General features: G+C 59.7%; 8 protein-coding genes. 1 reads left to right on the forward strand and 7 read right to left on the reverse strand.

Going from position 1 to position 12,351, the window contains the following annotated elements:
- Positions 1 to 11: 11 nt before the first annotated feature.
- Entirely contained in the window at positions 12 to 2,573 is a 2,562-nt protein-coding gene (locus tag HGK27_RS08330; protein WP_206240108.1) for a sensor domain-containing phosphodiesterase, read from the reverse strand.
- 640 nt (positions 2,574 to 3,213) lie between these two features.
- On the opposite strand from HGK27_RS08330, the gene HGK27_RS08335 reads away from it, so the two are divergent.
- A complete protein-coding gene (locus HGK27_RS08335) occupies positions 3,214 to 3,372 on the forward strand; it encodes a hypothetical protein (protein ID WP_206240109.1) in 159 nt (52 codons plus the stop codon).
- Between the two features lie 59 nt (positions 3,373 to 3,431).
- Here the strand turns inward: HGK27_RS08335 and HGK27_RS08340 are convergent, their stop codons facing one another.
- The 6 genes from HGK27_RS08340 to HGK27_RS08365 all read right to left on the reverse strand — a co-directional run bounded on the left by HGK27_RS08340 (position 3,432) and on the right by HGK27_RS08365 (position 12,249).
- Positions 3,432 to 3,788 carry a response regulator gene (locus HGK27_RS08340; protein WP_206240110.1) on the reverse strand — a complete coding sequence of 119 codons (357 nt, stop codon included), beginning with the start codon at positions 3,786 to 3,788 and terminating at the stop codon, positions 3,432 to 3,434.
- A gap of 80 nt (positions 3,789 to 3,868) precedes the next feature.
- The gene (locus HGK27_RS08345) at positions 3,869 to 4,234 is read right to left on the reverse strand and encodes a response regulator (protein ID WP_206240111.1); all 366 of its coding nucleotides are present in this window, start codon (positions 4,232 to 4,234) and stop codon (positions 3,869 to 3,871) included.
- A complete protein-coding gene (locus tag HGK27_RS08350) occupies positions 4,231 to 7,641 on the reverse strand; it encodes a chemotaxis protein CheB (RefSeq protein WP_241126946.1) in 3,411 nt (1,136 codons plus the stop codon). Before HGK27_RS08350 ends, HGK27_RS08345 begins: the two co-directional genes overlap by 4 nt.
- Positions 7,642 to 7,664: 23 nt before the next feature.
- Positions 7,665 to 8,225, reverse strand: a complete 561-nt coding sequence (locus HGK27_RS08355; RefSeq protein ID WP_206240113.1) for a PAS domain-containing protein — start codon at positions 8,223 to 8,225, stop codon at positions 7,665 to 7,667.
- Between the two features lie 666 nt (positions 8,226 to 8,891).
- Positions 8,892 to 11,360: a PAS domain-containing protein gene (locus tag HGK27_RS08360; RefSeq protein WP_241126948.1), complete on the reverse strand. Its 2,469-nt coding sequence runs from the start codon at positions 11,358 to 11,360 to the stop codon at positions 8,892 to 8,894.
- A gap of 328 nt (positions 11,361 to 11,688) precedes the next feature.
- Positions 11,689 to 12,249, reverse strand: coding sequence for a hypothetical protein (locus HGK27_RS08365; protein ID WP_206240114.1), 561 nt, complete (start codon positions 12,247 to 12,249; stop codon positions 11,689 to 11,691).
- Between the last annotated feature and the right edge of the window lie 102 nt (positions 12,250 to 12,351).

The raw sequence follows: 12,351 nt of genomic DNA on the forward strand, positions 1-12,351 counted from the left end.
ACTGCAATGTTTCAGGCTGCAGTAGACTTTTTTATACCGGCATCGCCAGCGCCCAACATTTCGGCGAGAGCTTGCGCCGACAGTGGCTTGCTGAACAGATATCCCTGAAGATGCGTACACCCCAGAGCTACAAGCATGTTCATTTGCTCTTCGGTCTCGACGCCCTCAGCTACGATGGCCATGTCGAGTTGCTCACCCAGTCCGACGACTGCCTGGATGATCGCCTTGGCAGCCTTTGACGTTGCGATTTCATCCACAAACGACTTATCAATCTTGACCTTATCAAAGGGGAAACGCTGAAAGTAGCTCAGTGATGAATATCCCACGCCAAAATCATCGATGAGTATCTGAATGCCAAGCGAGCGCAGCTCTTCGAGTTGCTTGAAAGTACCTTCGACATCGCGGATCACCAGCCCCTCAGTCACTTCGAGTTGAAGGCGATTGGCGGCCAAACCCGAGGCAGTCAGGGCCTCGCAAACCGTTGGCAGAAGCTTGTTCGACATGAACTGGATAGGCGACAGGTTGACGGCGACACGCATGTGCTTAGGCCAGCTTAGGGCGTCTGTGCAGGCACGCCGCAAGAGATTTTCGCCCAATCGATCAATCAAACCGCACTCTTCAGCAAGCGGAATGAAAATGTCCGGACGGATTGGGCCACGCGTGGGATGAGTCCAGCGCGCCAAGGCCTCCGCGCTCGTGATCTGCAAGCTTTTTGTGGAAAGCAAGGGCTGGTAGGCAAGTGCGATTTCGTCCCCGGTCACCGCCCGTCGCAAGTCGCGCTCTATGGCGCGTCGATCCTGCGCGGAAGCATCCATGTCGGCGTTGAAGAAGCAGGCATTAGGCTTGCCCATTCGCTTGGCACGGTAAAGAGCCAGATCGACATTTTCACGCAGTTGCTCCGTGCTTGAGCCGTCCTGCGGACCCATCACGATCCCCACCGACGCGCCCGCATGAACGACACCGAGTTCAGTGACAAACGGCTCCGAAAGTTTGGCAATGACGGCGTCGGCGATCATCCGTGCTCGGTGCCGTAACCGACCCCCGACCAGGACAATGACGAATTCGTCGCCGCCGGCACGGGCCGCCCACCCGGCATGGTCGATGGCCGACTGCAGGCGTTGGCCAACCTGAGCGAGTACGAGATCTCCAGCGGGATGCCCGAACTGATCGTTGACGTCCTTGAACCGGTCAAGATCGAGGCTCAGCAGGGCAAAGGGCTCGCCATCCTGTACCAAGCGGTGAAGGCGATCGATATAGCTTGCCCGATTAAGAAGCCCTGTCATCGAGTCGTAGTGCTCGAGACGCAAGACCTTGGCTTCAGCCATGCGCGTGTCGGTCACATCTTCCGACATTCCCAGAAGATATTGGTTAGGCCGGTCGGGACCGTCGATGACGACCCGAACTGTGCGCAAGTGCCTGACCCCACCATCGTCGCGTGTAAAGGCGCTTTCAAAGACATGGGGATCTGGGGAGGCTATGGCCTCGCTGTCTCGTTGTTCGTAGTCAGCTCCTTGTTCCGGAAACAGCGCTTTATCCGTAGAGCCGACCATCTCTGATGCACGACGGCCAATAACCTGTTCTCCGGCGCGGTTGACCATTAGATATTCTCGGCTGCTCACATCCTTGACGAACAGCATGGCGGGAAGATTGGTGATCACGCCATCAAGGAAAGCCTTGGCGTGCTGCCGCTCACGCTCGAGAGCCTTGCGTCGACTGACGTCTCTCACGATCGCGGCAAATCCCTGTTCGGCACCGGAGTCGCCCCACCGCGCCAATGACAGTTCGACCGGAAACTCGCTTCCGTCAGCCCTGATCGCGATCAGTTCGATGAAGGATCCAACCAGGCGCGTTGTACCGCCCCGTGCCGCCCGCGTGAAAAATTCGCGATGTCCTTCCGCAAGACGGTGGGGAATGATCAGGTCGAAATTTTGTCCCATAGCTTCGGCAGCCGAGCGTCCGAACATGCGCTCTGCCCCCGGATTCCAATAGACGATGATGCCTTCTAGGTTGGCGGCGAGAACAGCATCAGACGTCGCATCGACCACCCTGGCCGCGATCTCGCCCATTCTACGATGCCGCCGTGCCTCGATCCTCTCCGATGCAAGCCGGGCCATATCGCTTAGAATTCTGGCCTGTTGGCTGGACAGTCCGACCCGGGGAGCGGGATCAAAGACGCATAAGGTACCAAGACAATGGCCGGAGCCTACGAACAGTGGTGCACCGGCATAAAAGCGTATGCCGCCGTCTTGGGCGACTAGCGGATTGGCTTTGAATCTGGGGTCAACACTGGCATCGGGCACCACCAGCAGTTCGCGCGAGGCTACGGTGTGCGTGCAAAACGCAACCTCACGCGATGTCTCAACAAAAGGGATGCCATGGCGGGACTTGAACCACTGCCTGTCGCGGTCGATCAGGCTGACCGCAGAGCTAGCTACGCCGAGAACCTCGGCCGCGAGGCGGGTCAGATCATCGAACTCCTGCTCGGCTGGCGAATCCAGAATGTCCAAAGCCATAAGCGCGGCAAGGCGCTCGTCTTCGGGCCAAGTATGAAAAGACGCAGATGAGAGATCCATTCTGCAGCCCTATCCTCTGGACTGTGACATGAGGAGAAACGATTGTTTACGTCGTTTTCCGTGGAAAGAGGCAATATTCTGGAAAGCATATGCCGAGCTCTCGCCTATAATGCGGTTTTTTTCGGCTAGATGAAGTATTCTCATTGTCATTACCGCAGTAAAACTAACATGGATTAGGACGATTTCCCTGGCAGCTTGCGCAAACAGGGCGCGGCTTCGGCGATATCGCTTGCTTGTGAGGCAGAGTGATCCGCACCTTACCAAGGTGGCACGTTACGATCTTTCAGACCTGCCCTGGTCGGCAGGGACAGTCGGCAATCAGATGCAAATCTTTTCCATGGAGATAGTCAGGGTTGCCCCTATTTGGACGGAGAGGTTGCAACGCTGACGGCGATGGGCAAGCCTTCGGTATGCCATGAACACGGTCAAGGGAGCACATTTCCGTGAGGCGCTCCGGAAGTTTGCGCCTGTCGTTTTATCGGTAGAAGGTAGGTCCTCCATGACCACCGCCCGATCGGGGTGACCGAAATCGGGACGGCCCGGCCATCGTATGCTGTAACAACTGTCCCCAATGAGAAACAAGGAGATGATATCTGACCCATGCAAGTCGCCAAAGGTGACCGTCCGGAGAGGAAAGCCAATGTTCGATCAGATCGACGCCGCCTACTATCGTATGCGCGCAGATGAGGAGCGCGAAAAAGCCACCGACACCGATGCCCGCGAGGCAATCAGGCATCGGACCAGGGCGGCTCTTTTCGAAAAGAGAGCAAAGGTGCTTTTGAGTTCCACGGCACCCTGAGCGCGAGGGAATAGGGCGCCCGCTGAAAGGTGAGCGCCCGCTATCCAGCAATGGAGGGATCAACTTCGCCGGGTTTTGAACGCCCTGAACGCCTCGACGAGAGATTTCGGGTCAACGGGCTTGTGGAGAATGACACAAGGCTCGTATTCGCTAAGCGCGACATCAGGCGTTCCGGTCACAAAAATCGTAGGGACCGGTCCCACGGCCTCATGGATCGCTTTTATGGCACGCGGCCCGAAACCTTGAGCAAGCGTGACGTCGCAGGTGATGATATCCGGGCGCCTCTCCGTCGCGGCGGCAATCGCGCGCTCCTCTGAACTTGCAAAGGCAAAGGAGTACGCACCGTGCTCCTCAAGCTGTTCGGCCAGATCCAGGGCGATCAGGATCTCATCCTCAATGATCAGGACGTGGGTCATCTAGAATATCCGCCAGTTTGCCATTGGCTGCACGTTGGTTGTCGAGAGTCTTCAGGGCGAGACCGGACTTTTTTCTCGGGTCATTCAGCCCCGCATTCGCTGAGGGCCTTTTTCAACGCCGTCCTCAGCGCCGAGGGAGAGCAGGGCTTCGAGCAAATTTGCGCGGCGGGATAGCGTGTTTTGAGCTGCGCCTCATCGGCATGCGCAGAATGAAAAATCAGCGGGACGCCAGCATCACGCAATCGGTCGGCCACCGGAAAGACCTCGGCATCCAGCAACCGCACGTCGAGAATTGCACAGTTGGGCATGCCGCTTTCCAGTGCGTCCAGAGAGCTGCTGACCGTTTCATAGGGGCCCTCGGCCTGGAGTCCGGCCTCTTCGACCATATCCTGAACATCGAGCGCCACGAGCATCTCATCCTCTACGATCATCACGCTGCGGCTCATGGATGCAGCACCCTGGAAGGCAGACGCATCGTCAGGATGAAGCGCGTGTCGTCGACCTTTTGCGCCAATTCGGCCTTGATCTGGCGTGCCGAAGCCGTGACTAGAACCGTGCCGAAGCCTTCACTTTCGTTGATATCGATCGGACGATCTCCCTCTTCGCGCCACTCCAGCGCGATATTGTCTCCATCATGGCGCCACGCGATAGCCAGCAAGCCATCGCGCCCGTCCAGCACACCATATTTGGCTGAGTTGGTCGTCCACTCATGGAAAATCAGAGCCAGCGATGACAGGCTGGCACGGTCGATAAGCAGGTCCGGCCCTTCCAGCTTGATGCGAGCATGCTCGTGGTAGGGGGCCAGCGTGGTTTTCAACAGATCCCTGAGCGGGATGGACTGCTGATCTCCCGAAGGCGCTGCCAGTGAATGGGCCCTGCCCAGAGCGGCAATGCGTTCCCTCAGATCCTCGCTGTAACTGCGCACATCGTTGTGCGAACGCCCCACCGCAGAAATCATCGCGCTGACGATGGCGAAGAGGTTCTTCACCCGGTGGTTCATTTCCCGCAGCATCAGCGCGCGGGTTTCGGCCACCGTATATTCGGCGGTCATGTCGATGGCGGTGCCGATCAGCCGCCCGGGCCCAGCGCCAATCATCGGCCGGCCGAAGGCCTTGATGTGCCGGATTCCATCGGGCTGGGTCATCACCCGCACGGCCGCCTCGAAATCCAGCCCCTTGGCAGCCGCATCCCGCAAACTTTCACCGATCAGCGCCCGATCTTCCGGCAAGACATTTTGGAGGACATGGTCCAACTCGACCTCACCCTCATGAGGAAGGCCAAGCATACTACGACTGGCGGCATCAAGACGCAGATCCGGGCCCCGGATGCCATATTCCCAGATGCCGATGCCACCGGCCCGCATCGCCAATTGCAACCTCTCGCGCTCACCGGCGAGATCGCTCTCCATCGAAAGCGCCTCGGTAATATCGGTGAGGACCAGTGTGGCACCATCGACTGTGCCATGCTGCGTGCGATAGGGCAGCACGCGCAGCGCCAGCGTTCGCGTGCCATCGCGGGTCAGCACACGCCGCTGGACAGGTTCGCCTGTCCCCGCAACCTTGCGGGCATCATCGAGGTAAGCGCTGTCGTCTAACTTGCTGGCGACGTCGGCGAGCAGCCGCCCGCGATCGGCCGGCTGCAGCGGGAAGATGCGCGTCGATGCCTCGGTGAAGCTGCGGATGCGCAGCGCGCCGTCCAGCACGATGACTGCGAGTTCGGTCGATTCAAAGAAATTGCGCAAATCCGCATTGGCGACGGTGAGTTGGTCCACCTTGCTTTTCAGCTCGTCATTGACGGTGGAGAGCTCCTCATTGGTCGATTGCAGCTCCTCATTCATCGACATCATTTCTTCGTTGGAGCTCTTCAGCTCCTCATTGGCAGTTTCCAGCTCCTCCACCACTGTGCGCAGCTTGTGCCTCGTGAGCCGCAGTTCCTCCTCCAGCGCCTCCATGTGATCGTTGCCGCTTTCGATCTCGGTCAGATCAGGATCGTCGAAGGGTTGAAAGCCGCCCCGATCATGGAAAACCACCAGCAGCGTGTCATCCGGCAAGGGCTCACAGACGGTTTCGATGGGTTGTATACCGTAATCTGTGCGCACTTCGACGGCGCGTGCGACCACCCGCTTGCGGCTGTCGCGAGCCTGACGAAGCAGGGGCCCCAGCACATCGCGAAGCCCCGGCTTGGCCAGGGAAATGGCATTGGAACCACCTGCGCGAGTGACCGGAAAATCGAAATAGCGGCTGAGCTTGCCATAGGCTCCCAGCACCGCACCATCCTGATTGACCACCATCGAGGGCGGCGCATAGCGCTCGGTCAGACGCTGGATCGCCACTGAGGCGTCCGCTGGCTTGCGCTCGCCAGTGCGTCGTCCGCTTTCTTCCCGGCGCCGCGTGATGCCACGCTCGGCTGCAGGCAGATCGATGGGGTAGCTGGGGTTGCCCGCGCCGCGTTCGAAGATGCGGGCGTGATGGTCGATGGCCGGGAAAAGATGGTCGAAGCGGCCGATGCTCTCGGACGGGCCGAGGAAGAGATAGCCGCCCGGTTTCAGGGCGTAATGCAGCAGTGGCATCACGGATTGCTGCAACCGGTCGTCAAAATAGATTAGCAGATTGCGACAGGAGATGAGGTCGATCCGCGAAAAAGGCGGATCTTTCACCAGGCTGTGGTTTGAGAAACGGATGAGATCGCGCACCGGGCCGATGATCGAGAACCGCTCGCCATGCGGCATGGTCCAGCATTCGCGTAGCGCGGCCGGGATGTCGGCCAGAGCGGCGGCGGGATAGCTTCCCTCGCGCGCGATGCCCAGCATCTGCTCGTCGATGTCCGAGGCGAAGATCTGGACCGGATTGTCCAAGCCCAGCTCGCGCGAAACCTCAGCGAAAAGCATCGCGATGGTGTAGGCTTCCTCGCCGCTGGAGCAGCCGGGCACCCAGACGCGGATGTCCTCGCCATCGCTCTCGCGCAGAAGCGGCTCGATCACCTTGGCGCGCAGGGCGGCGAACATCTCGGGATCGCGGAAGAAGCGGGTGACGTTGATAAGCAGGTCGCGGAACAGTGCCTCGCATTCGGCGCTGTCTGAACGGATACGCTGAAGATAGGCCCGCCCAGACGCGATAGAGAGCACATGCATGCGCCGCTCAACCCGGCGGATCAGCGTGGAACGCTTATAGCCAGAAAAATCGTGCCCGATGGCATTGCGCAGCGTGTGGCAGAGGTCATCGACATGGTCAGCGACGAGTTCGGCCTCCTCCTCGCTCGCATCGCCGGCGCTGCGCCCGAAAAAGGCGCCGAGGCAGTCAAGGATCTCGCTGGGCTGCTTGACGTAATCGACCAGTCCGGTCCCGACGGCGGCCAAGGGCATGCCGTCATATTTGGCGGTCTCGGGCTGTTGCACGACGCAGACACCGCCATGCTCCTTGATGGCGCGCAGACCTGTCGATCCGTCCGCCCCGGTCCCGGAGAGGATGACGCAGGCCGCATTGGCTTGCTGGTCAACCGCAAGGGAGACGAAGAAGTCGTCGATCGGGCGGCGCAGCCCGCGTGGCTGTGCAAAATCGGTGAGTTGCAGATGCCCATTCTGCAGCGCCAGACCGCGCCCCGGCGGGATGATGTAGACGTGATCGGATTGGAGGGCCTCGCCGCCCTCGCATTGCAGCACACGCAGTGGCCCGGCCCGATCGAGCAGTTGGGCCAGCATGCTTTCGTAATTCGGATCCAGATGCTGGACGATCACGAAAGCCATGTTTGTCGGTGGCTGGGCTGCCGCAAGCATGTCACGCAGGGCCTCAAGCCCACCCGCCGAGGCGCCAATGCCGATGATTGGCACCTTGGTTTCGGTCGCTTCCGACTGCATGCCATCCTTCATCTTGTTTTCGTTCACAGCAGCGAACTATCATCGAGATTGGCGAGGATGAGCTTGGCCTGAGCTATCGCATGGGCTGAGTTGGCCACGGTCGTGAGCGTGCCTTCCACAATGATGCCACTCTCTGCGGCCAGAGGGCTCAGGCGCGTGAGCGTCTTGCCCAACTCCTGATCATAGGCCTGCAGGCGCTCGGGGTGGGCGCCGCTCACATCGAACTGCGACGCGAAGATAAAGCGTGTCTCTCCCGACAGCGCCCGCAGCCGCGACATATAGAGCAGGTTGACGAAGGCCGTACCGTCCTTCTTGAAATTGAGGATCGGGGTGCGGACATTCGCAGCGGCGTCATTCGCTAGAAACGCTCGCAGTTTGGCCCGGGCCTCTCGGTCATCCGCGTTGCCTTGCAGCACCCGGCAATTGCGTCCGATCAGATCTTGTCCGCCATAGCCCGTTAGCTCCTGAAACCGACGGTTGATCAGGCGCAGCGGCGTGTCGCCATCGGGCGAGGCCAAGGCGAGTGCGATGGGAGAGTTCTCGAAAAAGGTGCCCAGTTCCGCAGGGATCGTCACGTCATGCACGTCATCAGTCTCCGGCCTGCATGGTGAACTTTATCCTTCTGAACCACTGTGTCTTTTGGGCGAGCCTTGGCGATCTGCTCGAAACGCTTGAAACGGCAACACGTTTCCCTGTGACGGATTCCTTTTGCCGAGTCATGGGGGAAGTGGAGGTCTCTTCACCAATTTTCGTGCCCCCGAGGGACACATTCGCCGACCTACTATCTGATCGGCTAAAGGCATCCTCGATGATGACGGGCTGTTTATGCTGACGGATTTCGTGGCAGATCGTGGTTTCAAGGGGCAGTTCATCCCCGGCACGAGGCCGAAGCCGATCTCATCGCGTGTTGCGCAGGCGATTCAGCGTGATTCGGTTACGCGGGCCACGGCGGCAAAGCCTGTCGCGGTTAGGCGGCCAATCGCCCCGAGGATCGCAGGTACGGCCTCAATTCCTTCGACGAGGTCAAGGTCATCCTGGTGATCGGTGGAAGCGACTTTTTCTGCCATGGGCCGTGGGCCTAATCGGAGAAGCCGCGTCTGTCGCGCTTCAACTTCATTTTACCCCTTGGATAAGAGCAGCCGATCGGCCCGAACCAGCTCGCACTGGATCGTGGTGTGGCGACGTTCGCGCAATGAGGTGCAGCGCTGGCAGGCTGAAAGCGTAGGAGACTGTTGGGACATGCCTTTAATCTAAATATCGAGCATGGTTCTGACCTGGGTCGCGAGGTGATCGATGGTGAAGGGCTTGGTGATCAGCTCCATGCCAGGCTCCAGCAGGCCATTGCCCACGGCCGCCTGATGCGCATAACCGGTCATGAAGAGGATTTTCAGATCCGGGCGCTTGATGCGACCGGCGTCAGCCAGTTGCCGACCGTTGAGCCCAGGCAGGCCGACGTCGGTGACAAGCAGATCAATTTTTGTTTCAGATTTCAAGACATCGAGCCCGGAGGGACCGTCAACAGCCTCGATGGCCCGAAAGCCGAGATCTGCAAGCATTTCGACCACCAACCCGCGCACGGCTGGCTCATCCTCAACCACGAGAACATTGCCCCCGGCTCCAAACGCAGAGTCGACACCAGCCTCGCCGGACAGCGGAGCCTCGTCTTCGATTTGCGTGTCCCGAGGAAAGAACATGACCACCTTGGTGCCATGACCCACAGCGCTTTCCAGAGCAACGTGACCGCCTGATTGACGCACGAAGCCATAGATCATCGACAGACCCAGTCCGGTCCCCTGGCCGATCGGTTTAGTGGTGAAGAAAGGCTCGAAGACCTTGGCCAGCGTCTCGGCGGTCATGCCTGTTCCCGTGTCCGTGACACTCAGGCGGACGTAATCGCCCGCCGCAATGCCGCTGGGCCGGTTCTCCTCTGTCAAAACGACATTGGTTGCCTCAATGGTCAGCTTGCCGCCATCAGGCATGGCGTCCCGAGCGTTGATCGCGAGATTGAGAAGCGCGCTCTCGAGCTGATTAGCGTCGCAACGGATCGGCCAAAGCTCCGGCGCCGAGATGCTGGCCAGCGCGATAGTCTCGCCGATCGAGCGGCGAAGCAGGTCATGCATGCCCTCGACAAGTTCGGTGACATCAACGCGCCTTGTATCAAGCGACTGGCGCCGCGAGAAAGCAAGGAGGCGCTGGGTCAGACCGGCAGCCCGCAGGGCGCAGCTTTTGGCCACATCGACATAGCGGGGAATGTCCACGTCGCGCCCTTGCGCCGCCCGGCGCTCCATCACCTCCAGAGAGCCAATGATGCCGGTGAGCAGATTGTTGAAATCGTGGGCAATGCCGCCGGTCAGTTGCCCCACGGCCTCCATTTTCTGGGCTTGCCGCAGGGCCTGTTCGGCCTCGGCCAAGGCCTGGGTGGAGAGCTTCTGCTCGGTGATGTCGCGGCCATAGGCATAGACCAGCCCATCCTCCTGCGCAGTATGCCAGGAAATCCAGCGCGGCGTGCCATCCACCGCGATGAAGCGGTTTTCAAAGCCGGTCAGATCGCTGTCGCCGACTGCCTGGTCCAGCGCTCTACGGCTGCCAGCCACGTCCTCTGCCAGCATGAAGTGTTCGAAGTGGCGCCCCACAATGGCTTCGACCGGGTGCCCAAGGATGCTGGTCCAAGACGGGCTCACCGACCGGAACACGCCATCGGCCCCGACCACCACCATGAGATCGCGCGAGTGCGTCCAGATACGATCAGCGCGGCGACGCTCGGTTTGCAGGGCTGCGACGCCGGCCAGCGCGCCGCCAATCTGGCTGGCAATCAGAGTGGCGACTTCTTTGAGATCGCCGTCCCCACGAAGCGACCGCCCGCGATAGGGATTGAGCGCCAGGATGACTGATCCAGTGAGGCTTTCGCCTGCGTTCCCCCGGATCGGGACAACCATCGCTTCCAGAGGAGGTTTCTCCCATGGCCCGGTTGGATAGGCACGACCGGCGGGAAGCGCGAAAGTGTCGATGGTGTCGTCGGCGGCCGGCCAGGCAATGGATTCCAGTTCGACGGCATCCGGGCTACAGGCGGCGAAGCTGCGACTGTCGGTTCCGCCAAGCTGCAACAAGGCGAAGGGAAAATCCTTGCGATAGGCGCCCAGAACATTTTGAACGGCCTGATGTATCGCCTCGAGATCCAAGGCGCCGGCAACCTCTGAGCCCAGCGAACGCAGCATCGCGAGGTGTCGCTCGCTGATGATCCGTTCGGTCTCTTCGCTGACGATGCACAGAAGACCATCAACCTTGCCCTGATCATCATAAAGCGGGCTGTAGGAGAAGCTATGATAGGTTTCCTCGGGAAAGCCGCTGCGCTCCAGCAAAAGCAGCAGGGCCTCGTTCCAGGTCGAGTGGCCCTGAGCGACGGATGCCACCTGATCCTCGACATCAGCATAGACCTCGGCCCAAACCTCGCGAAAGGGTTTTCCGAGCATGGTCGGGTGCTTGATGCCCAGCGTTGGGATGTAGGCATCGTTGCAGAAAAACAGAAGGTCAGGTCCCCAGCCAAGCCACATCTCGAAGCGTGAGGTCAGCATCATGCGCAGCGCGGTCTTCAGACCTTCCGGCCAAGTTGCTGGGGCGCCAAGGGGCGTGGCAGACCAATCTGTCTCACGCATCAGCCGGCTCATATCGCCATCGCCGGGGAAAATTGATTTTAGAAGTGTTGCCCCTGCGTCCTCCATGACCCTCTCGTTTTTGCCTCGCGCGCGTCCTAAAACGCTCGAGCGACGAGATGGCTCCCGCGCGCGTGGGCAAAAATCTCATAAGCCGATGTTTTCTAGCTGGATTCCCAGCATGATCGGCCGGTCACCTTCAACCTGCGCAGATTCGAGCGGGGATGTCAGCCTGGTCAGCGTGAAGCACAAGCGATGACGCCGTGCGCGATGGTATTTGGAAGCTGCTCAACGCGAGGCCGTTTTAGCACGGGGTGGTCACACCGGCCACGGCCATGTCCTCGGCCCCGAGGCCGCAAACCCTCCCGCCTGTATCATGACGGGAGGGAACATGGCATTAGAAGCCGTCGCCACGCATCCAGTGAATTTGCCGGCTGATGCCGTCCAGCCGAGCCTGAACCTGTGCGCGCTGGTCCGGCGTCAGGCGGCCAGCGTCTTCCCAGTGCATTTGGTGGATCCAATGATCGACACCGTCGAGTTCATGATCGACACGATCAGCTTCGTGGCGATCGAGGCTGCCATCGGCCATCCCGCGCCCGACCCGGTCCCGCAGGAACTGAATGCGTTGATTGGGATTGTCAGGCGCGCCGCGCCAGAATGTTTCCGAATTCCAGGAGCCTGGCTGCGCTACTGCGACGTTGGCCGACATGATGCTGGCTGCGATGGCGAGTGCGGCGATACTGAGCTTCATAAAACCTCCTGCATGCAAAGGCACCAGAGTGTTCATCAGAACAGATCTTGTCATCCAAACCAAAGGCACGGCGAGCATGTTTGTTGCAGCCTTCGGAGCGCTTTTTTTGATCGAAGCCTTGAGCGCTTTCGGTGCTGTCGCAGCTACCACACGGGTATCGCTGCTATCTGGGTTACTTAACGGAAGGCTGATCCCGCCGAAAAGCATAGCTCTTTATAAAGAAAAGCTCACGCACCACATTTATCGAAAAAAGGCGAGATTTTTCTGAACAAGTTTCGACTTTTTGCGATGCTCTTTCTGAAATTCAAT

This window comes from Novosphingobium terrae (genome assembly GCF_017163935.1).
GTDB classification, from domain to species: Bacteria; Pseudomonadota; Alphaproteobacteria; order Sphingomonadales; family Sphingomonadaceae; genus Novosphingobium; species Novosphingobium terrae.

Bases quoted from the DNA above. Each gene is read 5' to 3' on its own strand.
- HGK27_RS08365 (WP_206240114.1), bottom strand. From the start codon at position 12,249: ATGCTTTTCGGCGGGATCAGCCTTCCGTTAAGTAACCCAGATAGCAGC.
- HGK27_RS08345 (WP_206240111.1), bottom strand. From the start codon at position 4,234: ATGAGCCGCAGCGTGATGATCGTAGAGGATGAGATGCTCGTGGCGCTC.
- HGK27_RS08360 (WP_241126948.1), bottom strand. From the start codon at position 11,360: ATGGAGGACGCAGGGGCAACACTTCTAAAATCAATTTTCCCCGGCGAT.
- HGK27_RS08340 (WP_206240110.1), bottom strand. From the start codon at position 3,788: ATGACCCACGTCCTGATCATTGAGGATGAGATCCTGATCGCCCTGGAT.
- HGK27_RS08350 (WP_241126946.1), bottom strand. From the start codon at position 7,641: ATGCAGTCGGAAGCGACCGAAACCAAGGTGCCAATCATCGGCATTGGC.
- HGK27_RS08330 (WP_206240108.1), bottom strand. From the start codon at position 2,573: ATGGATCTCTCATCTGCGTCTTTTCATACTTGGCCCGAAGACGAGCGC.
- HGK27_RS08335 (WP_206240109.1), top strand. From the start codon at position 3,214: ATGTTCGATCAGATCGACGCCGCCTACTATCGTATGCGCGCAGATGAG.